Raw genomic sequence first — 26937 nt, 5'->3', positions numbered from 1 at the left:
GCCGTTACGCGACTTCACACCAGCGCAGTCAACAGGGTCTACAAGCGGGCGTTGAACGACTACAGAAGGCCGACAAGGAGTCCCTCATGCAAAAAATTCGTGTTCTCGCTACCAGCCTCGCACTCGGCGGCATCGCGCTGCTGAGCGGCTGCGTGGCCGTTCCTGGCGATCCGTACTACTCCGGCGGCTATTCCGAACCGTACTACTCCGACCCGGGTCCCGTGGTGGTGCCGGCGCCGGTCTACATCCAGGGTGGCGGCTACTACGAGCGGCGTCCGTACTACGACCGCCGTCCTTATTACGACGGCCGTCGGCCGGCTTACCCGTACCCCGGCGTGCGACCCTCGTACCCGACGACCCGCCCGGGTTGGGGCGGTGGCCGCCCGCCCGTTGCCGTGGTGCCGCCGGTGCGGCCCGGCGCGGGTGGCGTGCCCGGCATCACACCCTCGCAGCCGCAGCAGATGCCCCGCGGCCCTGCGCGGCTGTGGACCTCGCCGGACTCGAAGAACAACCCCGGGGGTATCCCGTGATCTTGGCATGAGGCTCTCGCGATAATCGCGCGATGGCCTTCCGCGAAATCCTCAAGATGGGCGACCCCCGGCTGCTGCGCACCGCGCAGCCGGTCGCCGCTTTCGACACCGACGAACTGCACCTGCTGGTGCGCGACATGTTCGAGACCATGCAGGCGGTCAATGGCGCCGGCCTTGCGGCGCCGCAGATCGGCGTCGACCTGCAGTTGGTGATCTTCGGCACCGACACCGTCAATCCACGCTACCCCGACGCGCCGCCGGTGCCACGCACCGTGCTGCTCAACCCCGTCATCACGCCGCTGGGCGATGAAGAGGAAGAGGGCTGGGAAGGCTGTCTGTCGGTGCCTGGCCTGCGCGGCGTGGTGCCGCGCTTCGCCCACATCCGCTACGCGGGCTTCGACCTGTACGGCGACCCGATCGATCGCACCGCCGACGGTTTCCATGCGCGCGTGGTGCAGCACGAGGTCGATCACCTGTTCGGCAAGCTGTACCCGATGCGGGTGCGCGATTTCTCGCGCTTCGGCTACACCGAGGTCCTGTTCCCGGGCCTCGATGCGGCCGACGACGACTGATTCGCCAGTCGCCTCTTCGCTTACTTGTTGTTGAGCCCGAAGCGGCCGCCGCCTGTGAGCGCGAGCGAGATCGCCGCGAACAGGAACATGCCTTGCAGTTCCAGTGCCCAGCCGCCTTGCCCGTTCAGCGCGCCGAGGTCCTTGCGGTGCGCCAGCCAGATTGCCACCACCATGTTGATGGCCACGACCAGCGCGGCGGGCCGCGTGAACAGGCCGACGATCAGCAGCACCGGCGCCAGGATCTCGCCCACGTAGACCAGGTAGGCCAGCACCGCTGGCACGCCGTGCGACGCGAGCATGCCGCCGATGCCGTCGACGCCCTTGCCGACCTTGGCAATGCCATGCAGCAGGATGAGGATGCCCAGCGCAACGCGCAGGATGAGCTTGCCGGTGTCGTCGGACTTGACCATGGTGTGATTCCTGTTCGGGAGTGATGAAAGGGCCGTATGGTAGTGAAACTCGCCGCGCCGCCAACCGATCGCCCGCGAGCGGATCGACATATGTATCCAACGCAGGGTTCTTTGTCGTCGGCCTGCATCGCCCCGTACACTGCCTTTTGCCTACTGTTGAGGAGCACACACCAATGATGATGAAGAAGACAAGCACCCGATTCCGCCCGGCACTGCTCGCCGCCGCTTCCGTTCTCGCGCTGGCCGCCGCGGCCCCGGCCTTCGCCGGCAAGACGCTCGACGCGGTCAAGCAGCGCGGCAGCGTCAAGTGCGGCGTGACCAACGGCGTGGCCGGTTTCTCGGCCCCCGACACGCAGGGCAACTGGTCGGGCCTGGACGTCGACACCTGCCGCGCCATCGCCGCGGCCGTGCTGGGCGATCCCAAGAAGGTCGACTTCGTGCCGCTGAATTCGCAGCAGCGCTTCTCGGCGCTGCAGGCCGGCGAGATCGACATCCTCGCGCGCAACACCACCTGGACGCTCACGCGCGACGCGTCGCTGGGCTTCAACTTCACCACCATCACCTACTACGACGGCCAGGGCTTCCTGGTGCCCAAGAAGCTCAAGGTGACGAGCGCCAAGCAGCTCAAGAACGCCACCATCTGCACGCAGTCGGGCACCACCAACGAGAAGAACGTGTCGGACTACTTCCGCGCGCAGAACATCCCGGTGAAGACCGTCGTGTTCGAGAGCTTCGAAGCCTCGTTCAAGGCCTTCTTCTCGGGCCGCTGCCAGGCCTTCACCACCGACGCCTCGGCGCTGGCCGGCCTGCGCAACAAGGAAGCGCCCAACCCCGACGACTACCTCATCCTGCCCGAGCTGATCTCCAAGGAGCCGCTCGCGCCGCTGGTGCGCCGCGGCGACGACGAGTGGTTCGCCATTGCCAAGTGGGTGCCCAACGCGCTCATCGAGGCCGAGGAGTTCGGCGTCACGCAGGCCAATGCCGACCAGCTCAAGGCCGGCAGCAAGGACCCGGCCCAGCAGCGCCTGCTCGGCGCCGGTGAAGACCTCGGCAAGCTGCTGGGCCTCGACAAGGACTGGTCGTACCGCGCCATCAAGGCGGTGGGCAACTACGGCGAGATGTTCGAGCGCAACGTCGGACCGAAGTCGGTGCTCAAGCTGCCGCGCGGCTCCAACAATCTATGGAGCAAAGGCGGCCTGATCTACGCACCACCGGTGCGATGAGGCAGGAGGGCGCCTCGCGCCGCGGCGCCTGGCTGGCCTGGCTCGTGCAGGCCCTCCTGGTGCTGGCCGTCGTGGCCGGCGCCTTCTGGGTGGTGAACCATGCGCTCGAGGTGCTGCGCGCACGCGGCGTGCGTTCGGGTTTCGACTTTCTCACCGAGCCCGCGGGCTTCTCGATCAGCGAGGGCTGGCTCGACTTCGATGCCAGCCAACCGTCATGGCGCGCGTTCCTCGCGGGCCTGATCAACACCGTGCGCGCGGCCGTGCCGGCGGCCGTCTTCGCGGTGGTGCTCGGCACGCTGATCGGCATCGGCCGGCTCGCGCCACACGTGCTGCTGCGCGGCATCTGCACCGCGTACGTGGAGCTGCTGCGCAACGTGCCGCTGCTGGTGCAGCTGCTGATGCTGGCGTTCGCGATGGCCAACCTGCTGCCCGATCCGACCGAGCCCGTGCACCTGCTGCCGGGCGTGTGGCTCAGCAAGGGCGGGCTCAGCGTGCCCTGGCCGGTGGCGGGCGAGGGCGGCGGGTGGCCCACGCATTTCGAATGGCCCGAGCGCGGTGACTTCGGCGTGAGCGGTGGCGCCGCGCTGAGCCCGGAGTACGTGACCATCGCCGCCGGGCTGTCGCTGTACTCGGCGGCCTTCGTCGCCGAGATCGTGCGCGCGGGCATCCTCTCGGTGTCGCAGGGGCAGGTGCTGGCGGGGCAGGCGCTGGGCCTGTCGTCGGTGCAGCAGCTGCGCATCGTGATCCTGCCGCAGGCGCTGCGCGTGATCGTGCCCTCGCTCACCAACCAGCTGCTGAGCCTCACCAAGAACTCGTCGCTTGCTGTGGCCGTGGGCTATCCCGAGTTGGTGTCGGTGGCCAACACGACCATCGGCTCCAACGGACGGGCCTTCGAGTGCATCGCGATCATCATGGCGGTGTACCTGCTGCTGTCGCTCGTGATCTCCTTCGGCATGAACCGCTACAACGCGCGCGTCGCGCTGCGAGGCTGGCGATGAGAAACGTCGCGCAAGGCCCCATCGCGTGGCGCAGCGAGCTGTGGGGGTCGCCGCTGCGCGCACTGGCCACGGTGCTGCTGCTGGGCCTGCTGGCCTGGGCCGGCTTCCACGCGTTCGAATGGGGCGTGGTGCACGCCGTGTTCCGCCCCGACGCCGAGGCCTGCCGCGCGGTGCAGCACGGCGCCTGCTGGGGCGTGGTGGCCGAGAAGTGGCGGCCGATGCTGTTCGGTCGCTTTCCGTATGAAGAGCAGTGGCGCCCAGCCGTCGCCGTCGTCGTGCTGTCCGCGGTAACCGTGCTCAGCGCGTGGCCGCGCAGCTGGCGCTGGTGGTTGGCGCCGCTGTGGCTCGTGGTGTTGCTGCTGTTCGTCGGACTGATGCACGGCGGCGTGGCCGGGCTCAGCACCGTGCCGACCAGTCGCTGGGGCGGCCTGCCGCTCACCATCGGGCTCGCGGTGGTCGGGCTGGCGCTGGCCTTTCCGCTGGCGCTGCTGCTCGCGATGGGGCGGCGCTCCCAATGGCCCGTGGTGCGCACGCTGAGCGCGAGCTACATCGAGCTGGTGCGCGGCGTGCCGCTGATCTCGGTGCTGTTCATGGCCTCGTTCCTGCTGCCGCTCCTGTGGCCCGCGGGCTGGCAGCCCGACGTGCTGGTGCGCGTGCTCATGGGCCTCACGCTGTTCGTCGCTGCTTATCTTGCGGAGATCATTCGCGGCGGCCTGCAGGCCGTGCCACGCGGGCAGACCGAGGTGGCGATGGCGCTCGGCTTCGGCCGCTGGCCGGTGCAGCGCGACATCGTGCTGCCGCAGGCGCTGCGCCTCGTGGTGCCCGCGCTGACCAACAGCGTGGTCGGCACGCTGAAGGACACCTCGCTGGTCACCGTGGTCGGGCTGTTCGAGCTGACCGGCGCGCTCGGGCTGGCGCTGGGCGGCGACCCGGTCTGGCGGCCGTTCTACCTCGAGGGCTACCTGTTCGTGGCGGCCGTCTACTGGCTGCTGTGCTTCGGGCTGTCGCGCTACAGCGTCTGGCTGGAGCGGCGCCTGGGCACCAGCTCGGCGTAGCCGGTCTGCGCATCGGGCTCGCGCGAGAAGCGCCATTCGGGCAGCACCGCGACGAGGATCTCCGCCGTGGTGCGCACCACGCAACCCGGCGCGGCATGGCCGCCCGACACCCGGCCGGCGCCGTCCGACACGCTGAGGTGCAGGTGCGAGCCGTCGGGCGACAGCGTGCCGGCGAGCGTGAGGATTTCAAGATCGCCTTCGATCCGCGTCGCCGTCTCGGCGCCCGCGAAACGGATGCTCGCGCCGCGCAGGCTGCCGATGCCCGAGACCACGAAGGCCGCGTCGCCGATGCCGGGTTGCTTCAGCACGGCGTCGAGCGCCGCGCGCAGGTCGTCGCCCGGTTGCAGCCGCAGCACGAGCGTGTCCATGCGCGTGCGCCTCGCGTCAACTCGCCGACAGCGCCTTGTCGACCACCTGCTGCGCCTCGCCGAGGATGCGTGCGAGGTGGTCGTCACCAAGGAAGCTCTCGCCGTAGATCTTGTAGATGTTCTCCGTGCCCGAAGGCCGTGCGGCGAACCAGCCGTTCTCGGTGACGACCTTCACGCCGCCGATGGCCGCGCCGTTGCCCGGGGCGTGGCTCAGCACGTTCTCGATCTTCTCGCCCGCCAGCGTGGTCGAGGTGATCTGCTGCGGCGACAGGGCCGACAGGCGTTTTTTCTGCTCGGGCGTGGCGGGCGCGTCCACGCGGTCGGACACGGGGCGCCCCAGCGCCTGCGTCAGCTCGGTGAAGCGCTCGCCGGGGTCGCGGCCCGTGCGTGCGGCGATTTCGGCCGAGAGCAGGGCGGGCACGATGCCGTCCTTGTCGGTGGTCCAGGCGCTGCCGTCGTGGCGCAGGAAGGTGGCGCCCGCGCTTTCCTCGCCGCCGAAGCCCAGCGAGCCGTCCACCAGGCCGTCGACGAACCACTTGAAGCCCACGGGCACCTCGTACAGCGGGCGGCCCAGTTGCGCCGCCACGCGGTCGATCATGCGGCTGCTGACCACGGTCTTGCCAACGGCCGCCTGCGCCGGCCAGTGCGGGCGGTGCGTGAAGAGGTAGTCGACCATCACCGCGAGGTAGTTGTTCGGCTGCATCAGGCCCGCGCTGCGCGTGACCACGCCGTGGCGGTCGTGGTCGGTGTCACAGGCGAAGGCGATGCCGAAGCGGTCTTTCAGCGCGACCAACCCGTGCATCGCGTCGGGCGACGACGGGTCCATGCGGATGCGGCCGTCCCAGTCGAGCGACATGAAGCGGAAGGTCGGGTCGACCGCCTGGCTCAGCACATTCAGGCGCTGGAGCTTGTAGCGCGCGGCGATGGCCGGCCAGTAGTGCACGCCGGCACCGCCCAGCGGATCGACGCCCAGGTCGATGGTGCCGCCGCGGATCGCGTCCATGTCGAGCACCTGGGCCAGGTCTTCGACGTAGGTGTTCAGGTAGTCGTGGCGGTGCGTGGTGGACGCCTTCAGCGCCTGCGCCAGCGGCGTGCGCTTCACACCGTCGAGCTTGTTCGCCAGCATCCGGTTGGCTGCCGCTTCGACCGCGGAGGTGATGTCGGTGCCCGCGGGGCCGCCGTTGGGCGGGTTGTACTTGAAGCCGCCGCTTTCGGGCGGGTTGTGCGAGGGCGTGATCACGATGCCGTCGGCCAGGCCGCTCGTGCGTCCGCGGTTGTAGACCAGGATGGCGTGCGATACGGCCGGCGTGGGCGTGTATTCGTCGTCCTTCGACAGCATCAGTTCGACGCCGTTGGCCGCCAGCACCTCGACCGCGCTGGCGAAGGCGGGCGTGGACAGCGCGTGCGTGTCGATGCCCAGGAACAGCGGGCCGTCGATGCCTTGCTGCTTGCGGTAATCGCAGATGGCCTGGCTGATCGCGAGCACATGCCATTCGTTGAACGCGTCGTCGAACGAGGAGCCGCGATGGCCCGAGGTGCCGAAGGCCACGCGCTGGCTGGGCACGGCCGGATCGGGGCGACCGGTGTAGTAGGCCGAGACGAGGCGCGGCACGTCCACCAGCAGATCAGACGGGGCCGGCTGGCCCGCGAGGGGATGGGAAGAGGTGCTCATGTCGAAAGCGGGTGATGAAAGGGAGCGCGCCGGTGGTGCCGTGCGCGGCCTTTCAGCATACGCCATGGGCGGGACCGGCCCGCCGCCTGCGCGCCCGTTTACAGAGGCCCGCTTACAACCCTTTCAATGTGAGCGCCGCGTGCGGACCCGCTCCGGGCCGTCGCCCGTGGCCAGCCACCGGGCCGGCACCTCGAAGTACGCAGCGATCGCGTGCAGGTGCAGGGTGCCTGCGCAGCTGTGGCGGTCGGTGAGCCAGCGGATCACGGTGGGGGCGCTGACGCCGCACTGTCGGGCGAGCTCGGATTTCCATTGGGGCTGCGACCCCGCGACAAGCGAGATCAGGCGGTCTTGAAAACTGGCGTTCATGGTCGGCCCCCTTTGGCGACAACAGCGGTCGGCACTGAATTTCCTCGAAACGCGCAACGGACCCAACCCCTCCTTCGCAGGGGCTGGTAGTTTTTTGCATGGAGGGTGATCTAGTTCCGACGCGCGGCGGCTGCACCCGTGGGCGCCAGCGTCAGAATGAGGGTGCATATCGGCCAGAAAGGCCGAAGGGGGTGTGCCATGAAAGTGATGACGCTGGACGACCACGCGTTGTTTCGCGCGGGCCTGCGCATGCTGCTGGAGAGCATGGAGCGCAGCGCCGAAATCTTCGAAGCCGCCACGGTCGACGAGGCCTGCGCCCTGGCGCTGCGCCATCCCGACCTGGCGATCTGCCTGCTCGATCTCGAACTGCGCGGCGAGTACGGCCTGGATGCACTGGTGCGCCTGAAGGCGGCGGCGCCCGACATCGCGGCCGTGGTGGTGTCGGCCTCGACCGATGTCGACATCATCCGAGGCTGCCTGGAGGCGGGTGCCATGAGCTTCGTGCCCAAGAGCATGCCGGCCGACTTCCTGAAGCGCGCCTTCGAGACCGTGCTGGCGGGGGAGGTCTACCTGCCGCAGGAAATCCTGCACCTGGGGTCGAAGAGCACCGCCAGGCCGACGCTAAGCCCGCGCCAGACCGACACGCTGCACGGCCTGGCGCGCGGGCTGCCGACCAAGTCGATCGCGCGCGAGCTCGGCCTGTCCGAACACACGGTGAAGGAGTACATCGGCACCTTGTTCCAGGCACTGGGTGTGCACAATCGCACCGAGGCCGTGATCACGGGCATCCGCCTGGGGCTGTTGTCCCCGCTGCAGCGCAAGGGGTCATGAGCGGGCCACCGCGGGCGGCTAAGCTTCAGGCTGGTTTCAAGGAGCAAGACAAGATGCGCATGACGTTTGGCCGGCACGGGTTTCTTCTGACGGCTGCGGCCCTGGCTGCGGTGCTCGCGGGCTGCGAGGCCCCGCCCAAGGACCGGCCGCTCACCTCCGAAGTGCCGGCGCCGCCGAGCTTCGCGCCGCCGCCCGAAAGTTGCCAGGCCCCGGAAGTGCGCTTTGCGTTGGGCATGCAGGCGACGCGCCCGTTGCTGGAAGAGATGCGCCAGCGCGCCGGCGCGAAAACCGCCCGCACCGTGCCGGCCACGGCGCCGGCCGACCCGGCGCAGGACGCGACGCGCCTGAATGCACAGGTCGATCCCACGGGTCGCATCCTCGGCGCGTACTGCGGCTGAGCCGCAACCGCCAAGTCCGCGGCCTCACTGGGAGGCCAGCGCCTCCATCAGGTCGGTCTCGATGGCCAGCTGCGTCTTCTGGCCCTGCAGCTCCGGCCCGCTGATCAGGAAGGTGTCTTCCACCCGTTCGCCCAGGGTCGTCACCTTCGCCAGCTGCAGGTTCAGGTGATGCCGCGCGAGCACGCGCGCCACCGAATACAACAGGCCCGCACGGTCGCTGGCCGAGATGCTGAGCAGCCAGCGCTGCGCCTTGTCGTCGGGCACGAGGCTGATGCGTGGCTTGATCGGAAAGCTGCGCACCCGGCGTGACACGCGCCCCATGCTCGGCGCGGGCAGGGCGCCGGCCTCGGTGAGCGTTTGCGCCAGGCCGGTTTCGACCATGCTGATCAGGTCGCGGTAGTGGTCGGGCTGGAAGGTCGTCACCACCTGGAAGGTGTCGAGCGCATAGCCGTTGCTCGTGGTGTGGACCTTGGCGTCAAGAATGCTGAACGACGCCTGGTCGAAGTAGCCGCAGATGCGCGCGAACAGGTCGGACTGGTCGGGCGTGTAGACCACCACCTGCAGCCCTTCGCCCACCGGCGACAGGTGCGCGCGCACGATGGGCAGCGCCTTCGGATCGATAGGCACGTTCTTGGGCGGCACGAAGCGCGAGAGCTGCTTGGCGTGCCAGGCGATCTCGGTGGCGTCGTGGCGCATGAAGTAGCCGACGTCGAGCGTGTCCCACAGCGCCTTGTGCGCCTCGAAGCGCTGGGCGTGCAGGGCCAGCAGCACCAGCGCCTCGCGCTTGCGGGCCTCGACCTCGGCGTCCGGGTCGGGCATGCGTCCGCCCAGGGCGCGCAGGGTGAAGCGGTACAGGTCTTCGAGCAGCTTGCCCTTCCAGGCATTCCACACGCGCGGCGAGGTGCCGCGGATGTCGGCCACCGTCAGCAGGTACAGCGCCGTGAGGTAGCGCTCGTTGCCCACGCGCTTGGCAAAAGCGCCGATGACCTCGGGGTCGCCCAGGTCCTGCTTCTGCGCGACCTGGCTCATCACCAGGTGCTCGGCCACGAGAAATTCGATCAGCTTGGCGTCTTCGCGCGCGATGCCGTGCTGCTTGCAGAAGCGCTGCACGTCGCGCGCGCCGAGCGTGGAGTGGTCGCCGCCGCGGCCCTTGGCGATGTCGTGAAAGAGGGCGGCGACGTAGAGGATCCAGGGCTTGTCCCAGCCGGCCGCGAGCTGCGAGCAGCCAGGGTACTCGTGCGCATGCTCGGCGATGAAGAAGCGGCGCACGTTGCGCAGCACCATCAGGATGTGCTGGTCGACCGTGTACACGTGGAACAGGTCGTGCTGCATCTGCCCCACGATGCTGCGGAACACGCGCAGGTAGCGCCCCAGCACCGAGGTCTGGTTCATGAGCCGGAAGGCATGCGTGATGCCGTAGGGCTGCTGCAGGATCCGCATGAAGGTCACGTGATTGACCGGGTCGTTGCGGAACTTGCTGTCCATGACATGGCGCGCGTTGTACAGCGCGCGCAGCGTGCGCGCCGACAGGCCCTTCACGCCGATGGTCTTCTGGTACAGCAGGAAGGTCTCGAGCACCGCGTGCGGCTCGCGCTCGTACAGGTCGTCGCTGGCGATCTCGATCAGGCCGGCGCGCTCGTAGAAGCGCTCGTTGATCGTCGTGGGCTGCTCGTCGATAGGCTGCAGCCGCTCGGAAATATTGAGCAGCAGGATCTGGTTGAGCTGCGACACCGCCTTGGCCGCCCAGTAGTAGCGGCGCATCAGCGCCTCGCTCGACTTGCGCTGCGACTCGCTCTCGTAGCCGAAGCTCGCGGCCACGGCGGTCTGCAAGTCGAACACCAGCCGGTCTTCGCGCCGGTTGGCGATCACGTGCAGGCGGGCGCGAATGAGCGAGAGCAGGGCCTCGTTGCGCTTGATCTGCTGCGCCTCGAAGGGCGTGGCCAGGCCGTTCTTGGCCAGGTCGTCCCAGCGGCTGCCGAAGCCGGCGGCCTTGCTCATCCACAGGATGGTCTGCAGGTCGCGCAGGCCGCCGGGCGATTCCTTGCAGTTGGGTTCGAGCGCGTAGGGCGTGTTGTCGAACTTCTGGTGGCGGTGCCGCATTTCCTGCGACTTGGCCACGAAGAAGGCCTGCGGGTCGATGGCCTGGGTGAAGCGGCGGCGAAAGGCCGCGAAGAGCTTCTTGTCGCCCGTGATCAGGCGCGATTCGAGCAGCGAGGTCTGGACCGTGATGTCCTTGGCGGCCTCGTCCAGGCACTCCTCGAGCGTGCGCACGCTGGAGCCGATCTCGAGGCCGGCGTCCCAGCACTGGCCGATGAAGGCCTCGATGCGGGCCGGCTCGACGCCGCTGTCCTGGCCTTCGGGCGGCAGCAGCAGCAGCACGTCGACGTCGGAGTACGGAAACAGCTCGCCGCGTCCGTAGCCGCCCACCGCGGCCAGCGCGAAGGCGTCGCCGAAGCCGGCTTCGTTCCACAGCGCAGTGAGCGTCTGGTCGGCCAGCGCCGAGAGCTGGCGCAGCACCGTGTGGACGCTGCGGGTGGGCGCGCGTGCGAAGCGCAGGGTGTCGAAAAGGGCGAGCTTTTTCGCGCGATAGGCTTCGCGCAGCGTCGCCACGTCGATCTTGGCTGCTTCGATCACGGCGGGGGCGCGCTGGGGCGCGTCAGGTTTTGGTGGAGGTGACGAAGGCCGGCAGCGGCGGGCTGCCTTCGGAGAGCGTCAGCACCTCGTAGCCGGTTTCGGTGACGAGCACCGTGTGCTCCCACTGGGCCGACAGCGAATGGTCGCGCGTGACGATGGTCCAGCCGTCGTACTGGCCGCCCTTGAAGTCTTCCTTCACGTCGCGCTTGCCGGCGTTGATCATCGGCTCGATCGTGAAGATCATGCCGGGCTTGAGCTCTTCCATGGTGCCCGGGCGGCCGTAATGCAGCACCTGGGGCTCTTCGTGGAAGCGTTGGCCCACGCCGTGGCCGCAGAACTCGCGCACGATCGAGAAGCCCTGGCCCTCGGCGAATTTCTGGATCGCATGGCCCACGTCGCCCAGGTGGGCGCCGGGGCGCACCTGCAGGATGCCGTGCCACATGGCTTCGAAGGTGACGTTGCACAGGCGCTTGGCGGCAATGGAGGCGTCGCCGATCACGAACATGCGGCTGTTGTCGCCGAACCAGCCGTCCTTGATGACGGTGACGTCGACGTTCATGATGTCGCCCTTCTTCAGGGGCTTGTCATTGGGGATGCCGTGGCACACCACGTGGTTCACCGAGGTGCACAGTGACTTCGGGAACGGCACGCTGCTGGCGCCCATGTAGCCCACCGTGGCCGAGGTGGTGCCCTGCTTGACCATGTACTCGGCGGCCAGGCGGTCCACGTCATTGGTCGTGATGCCGGGCTTGATGAAGGGCGTGAGGTAGTCCAGCACCTCGGACCCGAGGCGGCAGGCGACCCGCATGGCTTCGATGCCTGCGGCGTCTTTGTAGGTAATGCTCATGCCCCGAATTATCCCATTCGGCAAATGAACCTGCCCCCAACACGGAGCACTTCGTGTTCCGTTGCCCCCGAGGGGGGCGGCCATCTTGGGGCGGCCCGGCGATGGCCTAAAATTCCGGGTTAACGCGGATGACCCCAGTCAGCGGCCTCCGCCTCGATTCCTTGATTCCCAACGCGGCCCCCGAGGCCCTCCATCGACCGTGACGCAGCCCGCACCTCAAGCCCTTCCTGTCGTAACCATGTTCGAGGGCGGCAGCGCACTCAGCGACTTCCGTGCACGGCAATTGCTGCCGAAGCTGCAGGCCATCGAGCCGCGCATCGAGGGCATTTCGGCCCGTTTCGTGCACCTGGTGGTCACCGATGCGTCGCTGGGCGACGCCGACCGCGAGCGCTTTGCCGCGCTGCTGACCTACGGCGAGCCCTTCGAGGCCCCGACGGCCAAGGCGAGCGCCTCGGTGGTCGTCACGCCCCGCCTGGGCACCGTGTCGCCCTGGGCCTCCAAGGCCACCGACATCGCCCACAACTGCGGCCTGGCGCTGCGCCGCGTGGAGCGCGTCACCCAGTACCACCTGAAGCTCAAGGCGCCGCTGATCGGCAAGGCCCCCGTGCTCGAGGGCGACGCCCTGGCCGCCGTGGCCGGCCCGCTGCACGACCGCATGACCGAATCGGTGCTGGCCACCGTCGAGCAGGCGGCCAGCCTGTTCAGCGAACTGCCGGCCCAGCCGATGGCGCAGGTCGATGTGCAAACGGGCGGGCGCGACGCCCTGGTGGCAGCCAATACCGGCTTCGGCCTGGCGCTGGCGGAAGACGAAATCGATTACCTCGTCGAAGCCTTCACCCGCCTGGGCCGCAACCCCAGCGACGTCGAACTCATGATGTTCGCGCAGGCCAACAGCGAGCACTGCCGCCACAAGATCTTCAACGCCAACTTCACCATCGACGGCGTGGCCCAGCCGCTGAGCCTGTTCTCGATGATCCGCCACACCGAGAAGCAGAACCCGCAGCACACGGTGATCGCCTATGCGGACAACGCTTCGGTCATGGAAGGCGCGACCATCGAGCGCTTCATTCCGGCGAATGGCTCGCAAAGCTATCAAAAAGATAGCGCCCTGAGCCATGTGCTGATGAAGGTCGAGACGCACAACCACCCGACGGCCATTTCCCCGTTCCCCGGCGCATCGACCGGCGCGGGCGGCGAAATCCGCGACGAAGGCGCCACCGGCCGCGGCTCCAAGCCCAAGGCCGGCCTGACCGGCTTCACCGTCTCCAAGCTCTGGCCGGAAGAGGGCCACTACGGCAAGCCCGAGCACATCGCCAGCCCGCTGCAGATCATGACCGAGGGCCCGCTGGGCGGCGCCGCGTTCAACAACGAATTCGGCCGTCCCAACCTGCTGGGCTACTTCCGCGAGTACGAGCAGGCGGTGGCGAGCGACCTCGACACCGTGCAGCGCGGGTACCACAAGCCCATCATGATCGCGGGCGGCCTGGGCAGCATCGACGCCACGCAGACCAAGAAGATCCTGTTCCCGGCCGGTTCGCTGCTGATCCAGCTCGGCGGCCCCGGCATGCGCATCGGCATGGGCGGCAGCGCCGCCAGCTCGATGGCCACCGGCGCGAATGCGGCCGAGCTCGACTTCGACTCGGTGCAGCGCGGCAACCCCGAAATCGAACGCCGTGCGCAAGAGGTCATCAACCACTGCTGGCAGCAGGGCGCGGCCAACCCGATCCTGGCGATCCACGACGTGGGCGCGGGCGGCCTGAGCAATGCCTTCCCCGAGCTGACCAATGACGCCGGCCGTGGCGCACGTTTCGACCTGCGCGCCGTGCCGCTCGAAGAGTCGGGCATGGCGCCCAAGGAAATCTGGTGCAACGAAAGCCAGGAGCGCTACGTGCTGGCCATCGCGCCGGAGTCGCTCGAGCAGTTCAAGGCCTTCTGCGAGCGCGAGCGCTGCCCGTTCTCGGTGGTCGGCGTGGCGACCGAAGAGCGCCAGCTGCTGGTGGCCGACGAAGGCGCGGCGGTGCAGCCCGTCGACATGCCCATGGACGTGCTGCTGGGCAAGCCGCCCAAGATGCACCGCGACGTGAAGACCGTCGCCCGCAGCTTCAAGCCGCTCGACCTCACGGGCGTCGACCTGCAGAAGGCCGCCATCGACGTGCTCGCGCACCCGACCGTGGCCTCCAAGCGCTTCCTCATCACCATCGGCGACCGCAGCGTGGGCGGCCTGACGCACCGCGACCAGATGGTCGGTCCGTGGCAGATGCCCGTGGCCGACTGCGCCGTGACGCTGGCCGACTACAAGGGCTTCGCCGGCGAAGCCATGAGCATGGGCGAGCGCACGCCGCTGGCCGCGCTCGACGCGCCGGCCTCGGGCCGCATGGCCGTGGCCGAGGCCATCACCAACCTGCTGGCCGCGCCGATCGAACTCTCGCGCGTCAAGCTGTCCGCCAACTGGATGGCCGCCTGCGGCGAGCCCGGCGAAGACGCCGCGTTGTACGAAACCGTGAAGGCCGTGGGCCTGGAACTGTGCCCGGCGCTGGGCGTGTCGATTCCGGTCGGCAAGGATTCGCTGTCGATGCGCACGCAGTGGAAGGACAACGGCGAAGCCAAGAAGGTCACCTCGCCCGTGAGCCTGATCGTCACCGCCTTCGCCTCGCTGGCCGACGTGCGCGGCACGCTCACGCCGCAGCTCGACGCGACCGAAGACGACACCACGCTCGTGCTGATCGACCTCGGCCGTGGCCAGCACCGCATGGCCGGCAGCATCCTGTCGCAGACGCTCGGCCAGAGCGGCGACACCGTGCCCGACCTCGACGACCCGGCGCAACTGGTCGCGCTGGTCAACGCCGTGAACGCGCTGCGCGCGGACGGCAAGATCCTCGCGATGCACGACCGCAGCGACGGCGGCCTGTTCGCCACTGCCTGCGAAATGGCCTTTGCCGGCCACGTCGGCGTGGCGCTGAATGTCGACATGCTCGTCACCGAAGGCGACGGCATTTCCGACAGCCGCATGGAAACCGGCGACGCCAAGAACTGGGCGCAGCAGGTCAGCGCGCGCCGCGAAGAACTCACGCTCAAGGCGCTGTTCAACGAAGAGCTGGGCATGGTGCTGCAGGTGCGCACCGCCGAGCGCAACGACGTCATGCAGGTGCTGCGCGCCCACGGCCTGAGCACGCACAGCCACTTCGTCGGCAAGACGCGCCCGGCCAGCTCGGCCATGGACGCCGGCAAGGGCAAGCTCGAAGTCTGGCGCGATGCCAAGTCGGTGTTCAGCGCCAGCCTGCACGACCTGCACCAGGTGTGGGATTCGGTCAGCTGGAAGATCGCCCGCGAGCGCGACAACCCGGCCTGCGCCGATGCCGAGCACGCCGCGGCCGGCGTGGCGAACGACCCGGGCATGCATGTGTTCCTTCCGAACACGCCGGTGGCGCCGGCCATCCTGCAGTCGCGCCCCAAGGTCGCGATCCTGCGCGAGCAGGGCGTCAACTCGCACGTCGAGATGGCTTACTCCTTCACCGAAGCCGGCTTCGAGGCCTTCGACGTGCATATGACCGACCTGCAGACGGGCAGGGCGGACCTGGCCGCGTTCAAGGGCGTGGTCGCCTGCGGCGGCTTCAGCTACGGCGACACGTTGGGCGCGGGCATCGGCTGGGCGCGCAGCATCACCTTCAACCCGAAGCTGGCCGAGCAGTTCAAGACCTTCTTCGGTCGCGCCGACACTTTCGGCCTGGGCGTGTGCAACGGCTGCCAGATGTTTGCCGAGCTGGCCGACATCATCCCGGGCGCCGAGGCCTGGCCGCGCTTCACCACCAACCAGAGCGAGCGTTTCGAGGCGCGCCTGTCGATGGTCGAGGTGCTCGAGTCGCCCAGCATCTTCTTTGCGGGCATGGCCGGCAGCCGCCTGCCGATCGCGGTGGCGCACGGCGAGGGCTATGCCAACTTCAAGCACCGCGGCGACGCCGCCAAGGCCATCGGAGCGATGCGCTTCGTGGACAACCACGGCCAGCCGACCGAGCAGTACCCGTTCAACCCGAACGGCAGCGCGGGCGGCCTGACTTCGGTCACCACGCCGGACGGCCGCTTCACCGCCGTGATGCCGCACCCGGAGCGCGTGTTCCGCAACATCCAGATGAGCTGGACCTCGGGCGACAAGAGCGACCTGAGCCCGTGGATGCAGATCTGGCGTAACGCGCGCAAGTGGGTGGGTTGATCGGACATCGTCAGGCCCTGCAGGCGGCTTGACCTCAGTCAACAAGAAATGCCCTCCAGGCTTTGGCCTGGAGGGCATTTTTCATGGGGGATGCGCCGGAGGCGCCAGCAATCAGCGCTGGCTGTTCAGCATTGACGCCTTGAACGACAGCACATGCGTCTTCGCCGCTTCGGCCGCCGCATCGGCGTCATGCCGCTGCAGCGTGGCGACGATGGTGCGGTGCTCTTCGATCACCTCGGCAAGATGCCCCTCGGCGGCCAGTGAAATCGCCCAGAAGCGCTGCGAGCGCGCGTGCAGCACGCTCAGGATGTCCTGCAGCATCGCGTTGCGCGCCGCCGCCGCGATCTTTTCGTGGAAGAGGCGGTCCAGGTTCATCACCGACATCGCATCGCGCCGCTGCGCCGCGGCTTCGAACTGCTCGGCGATGGCCTGCAGCTCGGCCAGCTCGGCCTCGGTGATGGCCGCCGCGGCCAGGCGCATGCACAGCACCTCGTTCACCAGCCGGACCTCGATGAGCTCCAGCGCGTCGTTGATCGACAGCGGCGAAGCCATCGCGCCCTTGCGCGGAATGATGCGGACCAGGCCCTCGGCCGACAGACGGTGCAGCGCCTGGTTCACCGGCGTGCGGCCCACGCCCAGCCGCTCCATGACCTGGGCGGTGTTGAGGTACTCCCCGGGCTTGTAGGCCAGGGTCACCAGGGCTTCCTTCAGGCGCAGGTAGGCGGTTTCGTTGAGGGAGATGGCTGCTTCGGGCCGCCGGACGGGGGCTTTGCGGGCGGGCGTGGCTGCGTTCATCGGGGCGGGAGGGTCATGGTGGAGTTCCCCGATGGTACCTGCGGGAAATCCCTTTGAAGTTTCTGTGGACTCACTGTAATATCGTTGTGAAATTTCACTGAAACTTCAATCGAGCTGCCACCCATGAAACTGTCTTTCGAACTTCCCGAGGGGAATACCCCGCAAACGCTGAGTTTCGAGGCCCGGCACCTCGTGATCGCCGGCTGGACCGGGCGCGACACCGCCGCCATCGAGCACCACATCGAGGAACTCGCCGAGCTGGGCGTGCCCGCGCCCAGCACCGTGCCGCTGTTCTACCGGGTGGCCACCCAGCAGCTGAGCCAGGCCGACGTCGTGCAGGTGGTGGGGGCCGACACCTCGGGCGAGGTCGAGCCGCTGCTGTTCCTGCACGGGGGCGAATTCTTCGTCTCGATCGGCTCGGACCACACCGACCGCGCGCTGGAAGCCCACAGCGTGGCGCTGTCCAAGCAGATCTGCGTGAAGCCCGTGGCGCGCAGCGCCTGGCGGCTGGCCGACGTGCAGGAGCGCTGGGACACGCTGGTGCTGCGTTCGTGGATCGAGGAGGGCGGTGAATGGCGCCTCTACCAGGAAGGCACGCTGGCCGCGCTGCGTCCGCCGGCCGATCTGCTGGCGCGCTGCGCCGCGGCCGACGGCGAACCGGCCGACGGCTTCGCAATGACCTGCGGCACGGTCGGCGCCATCGGCGGCATCCGCCCGGCGGCGCGTTTTCGCATGGAGCTGGTGGACGAACACACGGGCCGCCGCATCGCGCACGAGTACCGCGCGGTCTCGTTGCCCATCGTCGCCTGACGCACGAGGACCGCACATGTCCGTCGCGATCTCCCTCGAAGTCGCCCGCGCCGACCTGGCCGCGGGCCGGATTACCTCCGTCGCGCTGACAGCATCGGCGCTGCAACGCATTGCCGATCCTTCCGGTGAAGGCACGCGCACCTTCACGCGCGTGCTCACAGACCGCGCCCAGCACCTGGCGCACGCCTCCGACAGCTTGCGTGAAGCCGGCGTCGTGCGCTCGCCGCTCGAAGGCCTGCCGGTCTCGGTCAAGGACCTGTTCGACGTGGCCGGCGAAACGACGACCGCCGGCTCCGTCGTGCTGCGCGACGCACCGCCCGCCGCGCACGATGCCGAGGCCGTGCGGCGCCTGCTGGCGGCGGGCGCGGTGCTGGTCGGCAAGACCAACATGACCGAGTTCGCGTACTCCGGCCTCGGCCTCAACCCGCACTACGGGACGCCGGCCAATCCGTGGCAGCGCGGCGAGCGGCGCATTCCCGGCGGTTCATCCTCGGGCGCGGCCGTGGCGGTGGCCGATGGCATGTGCGTCGCAAGCGTCGGCAGCGACACGGGCGGCTCGGCGCGCATTCCGGCGGCGCTGTGCGGCATCACCGGCTTCAAGCCGACGGCGCGCCGCATGCCCGGCACCGGGCTCGTGCCGCTGTCGCACAGCCTCGATGCGGTCGGCGTGATGGCGCTCGACGTGGCCGGCTGCGCGGCCATGGATGCGGTGCTGTCCGGCGTGTCCGAGGCGCCCCGCACGCAGCGCCTGCGACAGGCGCGCTTCGCGGTGCCGAGCACCTTGGTGCAGGACGGCATGGACGCGCACGTCGCGGCAACCTTCCAACGCGCGCTGCAGCGCCTCTCGGCCGCCGGCGCGCAGCTGGTCGAGCTGGCGGTGCCCGAGTTCGACGAGCTCGCGGCCATCAACGCCGCAGGCGGCTTCAGCGCCGCCGAGTCATGGGCGTGGCATGCCGAGCTGATCGAACGCAGCGGCAGCGGCTACGACCCGCGCGTGCTCAGCCGCATCCTGCGCGGCAAGGACTTCACGGCGCGCGCCTACCTCGCGCTGCAAGCACAGCGGGCCGACTGGCAACTTCGCGTGGCCGCGCGCCTGGGCGAATTCGATGGCTGGCTCATGCCGACCGTGCCGCTGGTGGCGCCGCGCATCGAGGCGCTCGAAGCCGACGAGGCGCAGTACGTCGCCGTCAACGCCGCGATGCTGCGCAACCCCGCCATCGTCAACTTCATGGACGGCTGCGCCATCTCCTTGCCCTGCCACGCGGCCGGCGAAGCGCCCGTGGGCCTGAGCCTTGCTGGCCTGCCGATGCGCGACGCCGCGCTGCTCGCGTGGGCCGCCGACATCGAACGCACCCTGCGCGCCACTGCCGATTGACCCGTCTGCCCACCCTCAAGAAACTCCGGAGAACCTCATGACCCAGCGCTTCCGTTTCCCGCTCGCCTCGTTCGCGTGCCTTGCCGCCGGCCTGGCGTGCATCGTCCCCGTCGCCCACGCGCAGGAGGCCTACCCCTCCAAGCCGATCCGCATGGTCGTGCCGTTCCCACCGGGCGGCAGCATCGACATGACGGCACGCCTGGTCGGCCAGAAGCTCTCGACGGCGCTGGGCCAGCCCGTGCTGGTGGACAACCGCCCGGGCGCCAGCGGCAACATCGGCATGGACTATGTCGCCAAGGCCCCGAAGGACGGCTACACGCTGTTGATGGTGCACACCGGCCTGGCTTCCAACGGGCACATGTTCGCCAAGCTGGCCTACGACCCGATCAAGGACCTGGCGCCCGTGATCCGCGTGGCCGACCAGCCCAACGTGCTCATCATGAATCCCAAGTGGACGTTCAAGAACGTCGGCGAGCTGGTGGCCTATGCGAAGGCCAACCCCGGCAAGCTCAGTGTCGGCACCTCGGGCGTGGGCGGCCCGCAGGACGTGGCCGCGCGCCGCTTCATGCAGATGACCGGCACCGATCTGCTCAACGTGGCCTACAAGGGCGGGGCGCCCGCGCTGTCCGACCTCGTCGGTGGGCAGATCGACATGATGTTCGAAACCTCGCCGACCGCCGTGCCCTACGCCAAGAGCGGCAAGCTGAAGGCGCTGGCGGTCACGGGCGACAAGCGCGTTTCGACCTTGCCCGACGTGCCGACGGTGGCCGAGTCCGGCGTGCCGGGCTACCGCTTCATGGGCTGGGTTGGGCTGGTGGCGCCGGCCGGAACGCCGGCACCGGTCATCGCCAAGCTCAACGAGCAGGTGCAGGCGCTGCTCAAGAACGCCGACACGCAAAAGCAGTTCACCGACCTCAGCCTCGAGGTCATCGGCGGCTCGACGGCGGACTTCACAAGTTTCGTGCGCAAGGAGTCGAACGACTACGCCCGGTTCGTCAAAGACTTCAACATCACGCCGCAATAAAAAAGCCCCGCGATTGCGGGGCTTTTTACTGGGCGATGGCTTGAGGCTTACTCGACCTTGGCCTTCGCGCGCAGGTCTTCCTGGTACTTCTGCAGGCGCTGCTGTTGCAGCTGCTGCGTGATCTGCGGCTTCACTTCTTCCAGCTTCGGCAGTTGGGCCTGGCGGATGTCGTCGACGCGGATGATGTGGTAGCCGAACTGGGTCTTGACCGGGGCAGGGGTGGTCTCGCCCTTCTTGAGCTTGATCATCGCTTCCGAGAACTCGGGCACGAAGCTGGCGGGGTTGGCCCAGTCGAGGTCGCCGCCGTTGGCGCCCGAACCCGGGTCCTTGCTCTGCTTCTTGGCGATGTCTTCGAACTTGGCGCCCTTCTTCAGGTCGGCCATGATCTTCTTGGCCTGGTCTTCGGTCTCGACCAGGATGTGGCGGGCCTTGAATTCCTTGCCGCCGTTGGCTGCCACGAACTTGTCGTACTCGGCCTTCACGTCGGCGTCGGACACCGCGTTGGTCTTGCGGTAGTTCTCGAACAGCGCGCGGATCAGGATGGCCTGGCGGGCGAGTTCGAGCTGGTTCTTGTAGTCCTCGGTGGCGTCCAGGCCTTGCTTTTGCGCTTCCTGCATGAACACTTCGCGCGCCACGATTTCCTCGCGCAGCTGGCTTTGCATCTCGGGCGTCACCGGGCGGCCGGCGGCAGCCAGCTGCTGGGCCAGGACGTCCATGCGGGCCTTGGGCACCGGCTTGCCGTTCACGATGGCTGCGTTCTGCGCCAGGGCCGACAGGGGGAGTGCACCGATCAGCGCTGCGGCCGCAACGGCCTGCAAGATGTGTTTTTTCATGAAATGAATATCAGGCTGGAGAGGAAATGCGCGTGTAGGAAAAGGCGCGGGAAAGAAAGCAGGAATCAGGAGAAAAGAAGGAGAGGGTGGGCGGCCGCGGCGAACGCGGCAAGCAACCGATTGGACGACTCAGAGCACCTCGATGGCGATGGCGTGCAGACCCTGTGCGATAAAAACTTGGAGGGCATCATACACAAGCCGATGCCGCGCCACGCGGGGCTTTCCGTCGAACAGCGGGGAGGCGATGCGCACCCGGAAATGCGTGCCGTAACCCTCGGCGTTGGCGCCCGCATGGCCCGCGTGGGCGGCGCTTTCGTCGATCACTTCGAGCTGCGTGGGCGAAAGCGAGGCGCGCAGCGCCGCCTCGAGCGCGGCCACGGTGGGCAGGGGGATGGTGGTGGTCGTCATGCGGTCGGCTTGTCTTCCTTGAGGTGCGGCGCGATGTACAGGCCCTGCGCCACCAGGAAGACGATCGGGAACACATAGCCCCAGAGCTTGAAGTTGACCCAGGCCTCGGTCGTGAAGTACGCCGCCACGTAGCCGTTGATGAGCGCCATGAAGAGGCAATAACCGATCCACGCCACATTGAGCCGGCCCCAGATGCGCTCGGGCAGCTCGAGCTGTGCGCCCAGCAGCATCTTCAGGAAGTTCTTCTTCAGCGCCCACAGCGCCACCGCCAGCGCGACGGCCATGGCGCCGTACAGCACCGTCGGCTTCCACTTGATGAAGCGGTCGTCGTGCAGCACCAGCGTGAGCGTGCCGAACAAGAGGATCAGCACCAGCGTGGCCTTCTGCATCGCCTGCAGCTTGCGTTCCATGGCGTAGATGACGGCCATCTGCACCACGGTGGCGGCCATCAGCACGCCGGTGGCGGTGTAGATGTCGGCGAACTTGTAGGCGCCGAAGAACAGCAGGATCGGAAAGAAGTCGAGGAGCAGTTTCATTTCTTCTTCTGGAAGTCGAGCGACGCCGAGTTCATGCAGTAGCGCAGGCCGGTTTCGGTGGGGCCGTCGGGGAACACGTGGCCCAGGTGGGCGCCGCAATTGGCGCACACGTTCTCGGTGCGCACCATGCCGTGCGAGCGGTCGACGATGTTGCGGATGGCGCCGGGCACGGCTTCTTCGGAGAAGCTGGGCCAGCCGCAGCCGGCGTCGAACTTGGTGGCCGCTTCGAACAGCTTGGCGCCGCAGCAGATGCAGTGGTAGGTGCCGTCGTCCCAGTGGGCTTCGTACTTGCCGGTGAAGGGGCGTTCGGTGGCGGCGTGGCGCGTCACCTCGAAGGCGGCGGGTTCGGCACCCTTCTCAGCGAGCAGGGCTTTCCATTCGGCGTCGGTTTTCTGTACGGGCGTGGTCATGAGGAGCAGCTGATTTCGATCGTGGAGGCCCAGTCGGGCGGGAAGCCGGCGTATTCGTCGGCACCGGGGTGTTCTTCACATGGGGTTTGGAGCAGCGTCAGCAAGGTTGCCACACCCGCGTGGTCCTTTTGCTGACTGGCTTCGATGGCCTGCTGGCCCAGGTGGTTCCGCAGCACGAACTTGGGGTTCGACTGCAGCATCAATTTTGCCGCTTCGGCGCGCTGCGATTGTGCATGGCGCTCCGAAAAAGAGAGCATCCAGGCATCGAAGCCGGCCCGGTCGAGGAACAGGTCGCGCACCGGCTCGACGTTGCCGTCGGCCATGTGATTCGACAGGCGGCGCCAGAAGATGGTGTGGTCGACCTTCTCGGCCGCCATCAGCTTGAGCACGCCCTCGATCAGCGCGCGGTCGCCCTCGGCGGGTGCTGTGAGGCCCAGCTTGGCGCGCATGCGGTCTTCGAAGGCGTTGGGGAACACGGTCTTGTACGACTCCAGCGCGGCCACGGCGATTTCCTGGTCGCCGATGAGCGGCAGCAGCGCCTGCGCCAGGCAGAACAGGTTCCAGTAGGCGACGTTGGGCTGCTGGTTGAAGGCATAGCGGCCCTGGGTGTCGCTGTGGTTGCAGATGTGGCGCGGGTCGAAGCCGTCGAGGAACTGGAACGGGCCGTAGTCGATGGTGAGCCCGAGGATGCTCATGTTGTCGGTGTTCATCACCCCGTGGCAGAAGCCCACGGCCTGCCACTGGGCGAGCAGGGCGGCGGTGCGCTCGCTCACGGCCTCGAGGAAGGCGGCATAGGCGTTGCCGTTGAAGCGCGCGGTGGCGCGGCACTCGGGGTAGTAGCGGTCGATGACGTAGTCGGCCAGCGCGCGCAGCTCGTCTTCGCGCTGGTTGGCGGCGAAGTGCTCGAAGTGGCCGAAGCGGATGAAGCTCGGCGCCACGCGGGTGACCACGGCAGCGCTTTCCAGCTCTTCGCGGCGCACGCGGGCGTCCGAGCCCGTCACGCACAGCGCGCGCGTGGTCGGAATGCCCAGGCCATGCATGGCCTCGCTGCATAGGAACTCGCGGATGCTCGAGCGCAGCACGGCGCGGCCGTCGCCGCCGCGCGAGTAGGGCGTGCGCCCCGCGCCCTTGAGCTGCACCTCGAGCCCGCCCTCGGTCTCGCCGAGCAGGATCGCGCGCCCGTCGCCCAGCTGCCCGGCCCAGACGCCGAACTGGTGGCCGCTGTAGACCGTGGCGAAAGGCCGCGTGCCGGCGACCGGCAGGCTGCCGGTGAGCGCGGCGAGTGTGGTGTCCGAGTCGCGCCAGCCGGGCGGCAGGCCCAGCTCGCGCGCCACGGCGTCGCTGTGACCGACCCAGTACGGGTCGGGCAGCGGCGTGGGGCGCAGTTCGGTGAAAAAAGCGGGGCCCAGCGTCGAGAAGCCGGGCTTCCAGCGCAGGCCCAGGTCGGCGACCGGGGTGTCTTCGGCTAACAAGCTCATGCCCGGATTGTCCGGCAGCGCGCGAAACCCCAGGCCGTTGAGGCCATCGGGCGCGTGGGGTGGATGCCCGCCGGTCAGTTCAGCAGCGCGCCGCGCAGCGCCCCGGCGCCGTCGAGCGCGAGGCTGGCGCGGTACTGGGCCGGCGGCAGGCCGAACCAGCGCTTGCAGGCGCGAAAGAAGTTGCTGACGTCCACGAAGCCCAGCCGGTCGGCCACGTCCGCGAGCGTGTGGCGCTGTTCGGCCAGGTACTGCTTGGCGAGTTCGCGGCGGGTGCGGTCGAGCAGTGCCTGGAACGACACGGACTCCTCCTGCAGGCGGCGCTGCAGCGTGCGGTCGGCCAGCCCCAGGCCCGAGGCCACGTCCTGGCGGCGCGGCTCGCCGTGCTGCAGCCGGCGCGCGATCTCGGCGCACACCAGGCTGGCGGTGGTGGTCTGGCCCAGCAGGTTGAGCTGGTCGTCGAGCAGGTGCTCCTGCATCTCGCCCAGCGCCGGGTGGTGGGTGGGCAGCGGCATGGTCATGTCGGCCGACGACAGCAGCACGCGGTTGGCGGGCGCGTTGAAGCGGATCTCGCAGCCGAAGGCCTCGCGGTGCAGCCGGTCGTTGGCCGGCGGCGGGTAGACGAACTCCATGGCCAGCGGCTGCAGCTCGCGCCGCGTGAGCCACTGGCACTGCATGAGCACGGTCAGCAGGGCGTACTCGACGCGCTGGCGCGGGATCGGCAGGCTGCCGCCGGTGTGCTCCATGACCATCCAGCAGCCGCGCGCGTCGGACTGCAGCGAGAACGCGGTGGCGTCGGAGATCACGGCCATGTAGCGCGTGAGCCGCGTGAGCGCCGCGCCCAGGGTGGGGCTGCAGGCCATGGCGTGGCCCACGGTGCCCAGCTTGCTGTGCGTGGCGGCCAGGTCGCGGTCCAGGCCCAGCGTGGGCCGCCCGGCGTGCGCCACGGCCACCTGCCACAGCACGGAGATCTCGTCGACCGGGATGCGCGCGTTCTGGCGGTGCAGCGAGTCGGGGTCGAAGCCGGCATCGCGCAGCAGCGCGGGCACGTTCAGCCCCTCGGCCTCGAACATCGACAGCACCCCCTCCAGCCATGCGGCCGAGCTGGTGCGCAGCTCAGGCTGCGGACAGCCGGGGCGGCGCGACGGCCGGCGCGAATGGCGCGGCAGGGAGGCTTCTGAAGTCATTCGATTGGCTCGCTTGCGATAGCGGTGAAAACGGGGCCGGTTCCTAGAATTTTTCCAGTGCACGGCGGCCCGGAGTATGGGTGCCGCGCGCCAAGCCAGGAATTCCGATTAACCCGGTGTGGAGACAAAACATGAAGACAACGACAACAGCACAAAACCAGGGTGCGGCAGGACAGACGGCGATGGCGCGCGCCATCGCCACCGTGGCCACGCTGGCCGCCGCGGCGGCGCTTGCAGCCTGCGGTGGCGGTTCGTCCGGGGCGACCGCCTTTCCCGTGTTGCCGCCTGCACCGGCTCCGGCACCCGCGCCCGCTCCGGCACCCGCCGCCGACGGCCCCATGGTGCGCCAGACCACGGCCGGCAAGGTCGAGGGCGTGGACGACAGCGCCAGGAATGGCACCTGGTCCTGGAAGGGCGTTCCGTTCGCCCAGCCGCCGGTCGGCGCGCTGCGCTGGCGCGCACCGGTCGAGCCCGAAGCCTGGACCGGCATCCGCCCGGCCAAGACCTTCGGCAACGCCTGCCTGCAGATCGGCCGGATCTTCAGCCCTGGCACCAGCAACACCTACGACGCCACCATCGGCACCAACCTGGGCAAGCCGGTCGGCAGCGAAGACTGCCTGTTCGTCAACATCTGGCGTCCGGCCACCACCGAGAAGAACCTGCCGGTGCTGCTGTTCATCCATGGCGGCAGCAACATTTCGGGTTACACGGCCGATCCGCTGTACGACGGCGCGGCGCTGGCCAAGGCCACCAATGCAGTGGTCATCACCGCCAGCTACCGCCTGGGCATCCTGGGCTTTTTGAACATGCCGCAGCTGCGGCCGGGCGGCAGCGCGGGCGACGACTCGGGCAACTTCGCGCTGCTGGACAACATGGCGGCGCTGCGCTTCATCCAGGGCAACGTCGCCAACTTCGGCGGCGACCCGGGCAACGTCACGCTGTCGGGCGAATCGGCCGGTGCGACCAACCTGCTGGCGGTGATGACCTCGCCGATGGCCAAGGGCCTGTTCCACAAGGCCTTCGAGATGAGCGGCGGCATTTCGCTCAAGACCAATCTGCCGCCCGGGACGCTGCCGACGCTGCAGCCGGCTTCGGCCTCGCTGACGCAGGGCCAGACGATCCTCGAAAAGCTGCTGGTCGCCGACGGCACCGTGGCCGATGAAGCGGCGGCCAAGGTGTACATCGGCACGCGCTCGCCGGCGCAGATCGCCGAGTACCTGCGTGCGCAAGAGGGTGGGGCGCTGCTGACCAAGGTCACGGCAGCCGGGCAGGGCAACGTGGCGCCGATTCCCGATGGCACGGTGTTGCCGGCGGACCCGATCGGCGCCATCGCGGCCGACAAGTACGTCAAGGTGCCCATGCTCGCGGGCAACACGCGCGACGAGGGCAAGCTCTTCGCGTCGCTGCTGGGCACCATCGGCTTCCCGACGTCGGGCTGGATCGTCACCGATGCCCCGCGCTTCTCGATGATGTTCAACTTCAACCCCGATGCTGCGCCCACGCTCACGGTGAACCACATCATCGACCCGTTCTACCTTCCGGTAGACAAGGCCGGCACCGGCTACAACGCGGCCACCGCGCTCATCACGAAGGGGCTGTTCGAGGCCAACCGCGACAACCTGCTCAACACCATGAAGACGCGCCAGTCGAACATCTGGCACTACCGTCTCGACTGGTCGCAGGAGGCCGCGCCGTGGAACGACGTGTACGGCGCATCGCACGCCTTCGACCTGCCGTTCGTGTTCGGCAACTTCGAGGGTTCGCTGCTGAGCAACGTGATGGGCGGCAAGGCCAACGAGAAGGGGCGCGTGGCGCTGTCGAAGGCCGTCATGGCCAGCGTCGGTGCCTTCATGCGCAACGGCGATCCGAACACGCCTGAACTCGGTGCCACCTGGGGAACGTGGCCCTCGCAGTTGCTGCTCGACGCCACGCCCACCGCCACGAAGATCACCGCGGCGCCCTGATCAAAGGGA

The 26937-nt window shown here is 68.5% G+C and carries 25 protein-coding genes; 12 read left to right on the top strand and 13 right to left on the bottom strand.

Annotated elements, in window-relative coordinates; translation table 11 throughout:
• The first annotated feature begins 86 nt into the window (after nucleotides 1-86).
• Complete coding sequence (locus AC07OX_RS00935; RefSeq protein WP_495262494.1) at nucleotides 87-530, top strand: hypothetical protein; 444 nt, start codon at nucleotides 87-89, stop codon at nucleotides 528-530.
• Between the two features lie 32 nt (nucleotides 531-562).
• Nucleotides 563-1102, top strand: coding sequence for a peptide deformylase (gene def / locus AC07OX_RS00930; protein ID WP_495262493.1), 540 nt, complete (start codon nucleotides 563-565; stop codon nucleotides 1100-1102).
• Between the two features lie 20 nt (nucleotides 1103-1122).
• On the opposite strand, the gene AC07OX_RS00925 is transcribed toward def, so the two are convergent.
• A complete protein-coding gene (locus tag AC07OX_RS00925) occupies nucleotides 1123-1512 on the bottom strand; it encodes a DoxX family protein (RefSeq protein WP_062471245.1) in 390 nt (129 codons plus the stop codon).
• A gap of 179 nt (nucleotides 1513-1691) precedes the next feature.
• On the opposite strand from AC07OX_RS00925, the gene AC07OX_RS00920 reads away from it, so the two are divergent.
• The 3 genes from AC07OX_RS00920 to AC07OX_RS00910 are packed head-to-tail and all read left to right on the top strand — an operon-like array spanning nucleotide 1692 to nucleotide 4788.
• Complete coding sequence (locus AC07OX_RS00920) at nucleotides 1692-2735, top strand: amino acid ABC transporter substrate-binding protein (RefSeq protein ID WP_159278318.1); 1044 nt, start codon at nucleotides 1692-1694, stop codon at nucleotides 2733-2735.
• Nucleotides 2732-3733 (top strand): amino acid ABC transporter permease, encoded by a 1002-nt coding sequence (locus AC07OX_RS00915; protein WP_495262492.1) that lies wholly within the window; start codon nucleotides 2732-2734, stop codon nucleotides 3731-3733. Before AC07OX_RS00920 ends, AC07OX_RS00915 begins: the two co-directional genes overlap by 4 nt.
• Nucleotides 3730-4788, top strand: a complete 1059-nt coding sequence (locus tag AC07OX_RS00910) for an amino acid ABC transporter permease (protein ID WP_495262491.1) — start codon at nucleotides 3730-3732, stop codon at nucleotides 4786-4788. Before AC07OX_RS00915 ends, AC07OX_RS00910 begins: the two co-directional genes overlap by 4 nt.
• Here AC07OX_RS00910 and AC07OX_RS00905 read toward each other — a convergent pair.
• The 3 genes from AC07OX_RS00905 to AC07OX_RS00895 all read right to left on the bottom strand — a co-directional run bounded on the left by AC07OX_RS00905 (nucleotide 4743) and on the right by AC07OX_RS00895 (nucleotide 7194).
• Nucleotides 4743-5156 carry a PPC domain-containing DNA-binding protein gene (locus AC07OX_RS00905; RefSeq protein WP_495262490.1) on the bottom strand — a complete coding sequence of 138 codons (414 nt, stop codon included), beginning with the start codon at nucleotides 5154-5156 and terminating at the stop codon, nucleotides 4743-4745. The two genes, AC07OX_RS00910 and AC07OX_RS00905, sit on opposite strands and share 46 nt — an antisense overlap.
• Before the next feature lie 16 nt (nucleotides 5157-5172).
• Nucleotides 5173-6828 carry a phosphoglucomutase (alpha-D-glucose-1,6-bisphosphate-dependent) gene (gene pgm, locus AC07OX_RS00900; RefSeq protein WP_495262489.1) on the bottom strand — a complete coding sequence of 552 codons (1656 nt, stop codon included), beginning with the start codon at nucleotides 6826-6828 and terminating at the stop codon, nucleotides 5173-5175.
• Nucleotides 6829-6951: 123 nt separating this feature from the next.
• Nucleotides 6952-7194, bottom strand: coding sequence for a helix-turn-helix domain-containing protein (locus tag AC07OX_RS00895; RefSeq protein WP_062471259.1), 243 nt, complete (start codon nucleotides 7192-7194; stop codon nucleotides 6952-6954).
• 198 nt (nucleotides 7195-7392) lie between these two features.
• Between AC07OX_RS00895 and AC07OX_RS00890 the strand changes: the two genes are divergently transcribed.
• Together AC07OX_RS00890 and AC07OX_RS00885 are read left to right on the top strand one after the other, a co-directional pair.
• Entirely contained in the window at nucleotides 7393-8025 is a 633-nt protein-coding gene (locus AC07OX_RS00890) for a LuxR C-terminal-related transcriptional regulator (protein ID WP_062471262.1), read from the top strand.
• A gap of 53 nt (nucleotides 8026-8078) precedes the next feature.
• A complete protein-coding gene (locus tag AC07OX_RS00885; RefSeq protein WP_056580768.1) occupies nucleotides 8079-8423 on the top strand; it encodes a hypothetical protein in 345 nt (114 codons plus the stop codon).
• 24 nt (nucleotides 8424-8447) lie between these two features.
• Here the strand turns inward: AC07OX_RS00885 and AC07OX_RS00880 are convergent, their stop codons facing one another.
• Nucleotides 8448-11057 (bottom strand): [protein-PII] uridylyltransferase, encoded by a 2610-nt coding sequence (locus tag AC07OX_RS00880; RefSeq protein WP_159276945.1) that lies wholly within the window; start codon nucleotides 11055-11057, stop codon nucleotides 8448-8450.
• A gap of 22 nt (nucleotides 11058-11079) precedes the next feature.
• Nucleotides 11080-11904, bottom strand: coding sequence for a type I methionyl aminopeptidase (map, locus tag AC07OX_RS00875; RefSeq protein WP_062471267.1), 825 nt, complete (start codon nucleotides 11902-11904; stop codon nucleotides 11080-11082).
• 238 nt (nucleotides 11905-12142) lie between these two features.
• On the opposite strand from map, the gene purL reads away from it, so the two are divergent.
• Entirely contained in the window at nucleotides 12143-16111 is a 3969-nt protein-coding gene (gene purL, locus AC07OX_RS00870) for a phosphoribosylformylglycinamidine synthase (protein WP_495262488.1), read from the top strand.
• Between the two features lie 111 nt (nucleotides 16112-16222).
• On the opposite strand, the gene AC07OX_RS00865 is transcribed toward purL, so the two are convergent.
• A complete protein-coding gene (locus AC07OX_RS00865; protein ID WP_095745340.1) occupies nucleotides 16223-16906 on the bottom strand; it encodes a GntR family transcriptional regulator in 684 nt (227 codons plus the stop codon).
• A 123-nt stretch (nucleotides 16907-17029) separates the two neighbouring features.
• Here AC07OX_RS00865 and AC07OX_RS00860 point away from each other — a divergent pair, with 123 nt between their 5' ends.
• Genes AC07OX_RS00860 through AC07OX_RS00850 form a run of 3 tightly spaced genes read left to right on the top strand, consistent with a single transcriptional unit; the run spans nucleotide 17030 to nucleotide 20115 of the window.
• Entirely contained in the window at nucleotides 17030-17716 is a 687-nt protein-coding gene (locus tag AC07OX_RS00860; RefSeq protein ID WP_495262487.1) for a DUF2848 domain-containing protein, read from the top strand.
• A 16-nt stretch (nucleotides 17717-17732) separates the two neighbouring features.
• A complete protein-coding gene (locus AC07OX_RS00855) occupies nucleotides 17733-19091 on the top strand; it encodes an amidase (RefSeq protein WP_495262486.1) in 1359 nt (452 codons plus the stop codon).
• A 37-nt stretch (nucleotides 19092-19128) separates the two neighbouring features.
• Entirely contained in the window at nucleotides 19129-20115 is a 987-nt protein-coding gene (locus tag AC07OX_RS00850; RefSeq protein WP_495262485.1) for a Bug family tripartite tricarboxylate transporter substrate binding protein, read from the top strand.
• A 47-nt stretch (nucleotides 20116-20162) separates the two neighbouring features.
• Here AC07OX_RS00850 and AC07OX_RS00845 read toward each other — a convergent pair whose 3' ends face one another.
• The 6 genes from AC07OX_RS00845 to AC07OX_RS00820 all read right to left on the bottom strand — a co-directional run bounded on the left by AC07OX_RS00845 (nucleotide 20163) and on the right by AC07OX_RS00820 (nucleotide 24946).
• Nucleotides 20163-20948: a peptidylprolyl isomerase gene (locus tag AC07OX_RS00845; RefSeq protein ID WP_062471282.1), complete on the bottom strand. Its 786-nt coding sequence runs from the start codon at nucleotides 20946-20948 to the stop codon at nucleotides 20163-20165.
• Between the two features lie 129 nt (nucleotides 20949-21077).
• Complete coding sequence (locus tag AC07OX_RS00840; protein ID WP_056580792.1) at nucleotides 21078-21356, bottom strand: BolA family protein; 279 nt, start codon at nucleotides 21354-21356, stop codon at nucleotides 21078-21080.
• A complete protein-coding gene (locus AC07OX_RS00835; protein ID WP_062471286.1) occupies nucleotides 21353-21892 on the bottom strand; it encodes a septation protein A in 540 nt (179 codons plus the stop codon). Before AC07OX_RS00835 ends, AC07OX_RS00840 begins: the two co-directional genes overlap by 4 nt.
• Entirely contained in the window at nucleotides 21889-22302 is a 414-nt protein-coding gene (msrB, locus tag AC07OX_RS00830; RefSeq protein ID WP_070060682.1) for a peptide-methionine (R)-S-oxide reductase MsrB, read from the bottom strand. The genes AC07OX_RS00835 and msrB overlap by 4 nt, the downstream gene beginning before the upstream one ends.
• Complete coding sequence (locus AC07OX_RS00825; RefSeq protein WP_495262484.1) at nucleotides 22299-23780, bottom strand: protein adenylyltransferase SelO; 1482 nt, start codon at nucleotides 23778-23780, stop codon at nucleotides 22299-22301. The genes msrB and AC07OX_RS00825 overlap by 4 nt, the downstream gene beginning before the upstream one ends.
• Nucleotides 23781-23854: 74 nt before the next feature.
• Entirely contained in the window at nucleotides 23855-24946 is a 1092-nt protein-coding gene (locus tag AC07OX_RS00820; protein WP_369647719.1) for an AraC family transcriptional regulator, read from the bottom strand.
• A 149-nt stretch (nucleotides 24947-25095) separates the two neighbouring features.
• Here AC07OX_RS00820 and AC07OX_RS00815 point away from each other — a divergent pair, with 149 nt between their 5' ends.
• On the top strand, nucleotides 25096-26928 hold the full coding sequence (locus tag AC07OX_RS00815) for a carboxylesterase/lipase family protein (RefSeq protein WP_495262483.1): 1833 nt from the start codon (nucleotides 25096-25098) through the stop codon (nucleotides 26926-26928).
• Nucleotides 26929-26937 lie beyond the last annotated feature (9 nt).

Source organism: Variovorax sp. GW821-FHT09D07 (assembly GCF_059416345.1).
The sequence above is the reverse complement of the archived record's forward strand: the minus strand, read 5'-3'. Positions and strand labels throughout refer to the sequence as shown.

Coding starts and splice junctions, on each gene's coding strand:
- AC07OX_RS00935 (WP_495262494.1), top strand. CDS start 87: ATGCAAAAAATTCGTGTTCTCGCTACCAGCCTCGCACTCGGCGGCATC.
- def (WP_495262493.1), top strand. CDS start 563: ATGGCCTTCCGCGAAATCCTCAAGATGGGCGACCCCCGGCTGCTGCGC.
- AC07OX_RS00925 (WP_062471245.1), bottom strand. CDS start 1,512: ATGGTCAAGTCCGACGACACCGGCAAGCTCATCCTGCGCGTTGCGCTG.
- AC07OX_RS00920 (WP_159278318.1), top strand. CDS start 1,692: ATGAAGAAGACAAGCACCCGATTCCGCCCGGCACTGCTCGCCGCCGCT.
- AC07OX_RS00915 (WP_495262492.1), top strand. CDS start 2,732: ATGAGGCAGGAGGGCGCCTCGCGCCGCGGCGCCTGGCTGGCCTGGCTC.
- AC07OX_RS00910 (WP_495262491.1), top strand. CDS start 3,730: ATGAGAAACGTCGCGCAAGGCCCCATCGCGTGGCGCAGCGAGCTGTGG.
- AC07OX_RS00905 (WP_495262490.1), bottom strand. CDS start 5,156: ATGGACACGCTCGTGCTGCGGCTGCAACCGGGCGACGACCTGCGCGCG.
- pgm (WP_495262489.1), bottom strand. CDS start 6,828: ATGAGCACCTCTTCCCATCCCCTCGCGGGCCAGCCGGCCCCGTCTGAT.
- AC07OX_RS00895 (WP_062471259.1), bottom strand. CDS start 7,194: ATGAACGCCAGTTTTCAAGACCGCCTGATCTCGCTTGTCGCGGGGTCG.
- AC07OX_RS00890 (WP_062471262.1), top strand. CDS start 7,393: ATGAAAGTGATGACGCTGGACGACCACGCGTTGTTTCGCGCGGGCCTG.
- AC07OX_RS00885 (WP_056580768.1), top strand. CDS start 8,079: ATGCGCATGACGTTTGGCCGGCACGGGTTTCTTCTGACGGCTGCGGCC.
- map (WP_062471267.1), bottom strand. CDS start 11,904: ATGAGCATTACCTACAAAGACGCCGCAGGCATCGAAGCCATGCGGGTC.
- purL (WP_495262488.1), top strand. CDS start 12,143: ATGTTCGAGGGCGGCAGCGCACTCAGCGACTTCCGTGCACGGCAATTG.
- AC07OX_RS00865 (WP_095745340.1), bottom strand. CDS start 16,906: ATGAACGCAGCCACGCCCGCCCGCAAAGCCCCCGTCCGGCGGCCCGAA.
- AC07OX_RS00860 (WP_495262487.1), top strand. CDS start 17,030: ATGAAACTGTCTTTCGAACTTCCCGAGGGGAATACCCCGCAAACGCTG.
- AC07OX_RS00855 (WP_495262486.1), top strand. CDS start 17,733: ATGTCCGTCGCGATCTCCCTCGAAGTCGCCCGCGCCGACCTGGCCGCG.
- AC07OX_RS00850 (WP_495262485.1), top strand. CDS start 19,129: ATGACCCAGCGCTTCCGTTTCCCGCTCGCCTCGTTCGCGTGCCTTGCC.
- AC07OX_RS00845 (WP_062471282.1), bottom strand. CDS start 20,948: ATGAAAAAACACATCTTGCAGGCCGTTGCGGCCGCAGCGCTGATCGGT.
- AC07OX_RS00840 (WP_056580792.1), bottom strand. CDS start 21,356: ATGACGACCACCACCATCCCCCTGCCCACCGTGGCCGCGCTCGAGGCG.
- AC07OX_RS00835 (WP_062471286.1), bottom strand. CDS start 21,892: ATGAAACTGCTCCTCGACTTCTTTCCGATCCTGCTGTTCTTCGGCGCC.
- msrB (WP_070060682.1), bottom strand. CDS start 22,302: ATGACCACGCCCGTACAGAAAACCGACGCCGAATGGAAAGCCCTGCTC.
- AC07OX_RS00825 (WP_495262484.1), bottom strand. CDS start 23,780: ATGAGCTTGTTAGCCGAAGACACCCCGGTCGCCGACCTGGGCCTGCGC.
- AC07OX_RS00815 (WP_495262483.1), top strand. CDS start 25,096: ATGAAGACAACGACAACAGCACAAAACCAGGGTGCGGCAGGACAGACG.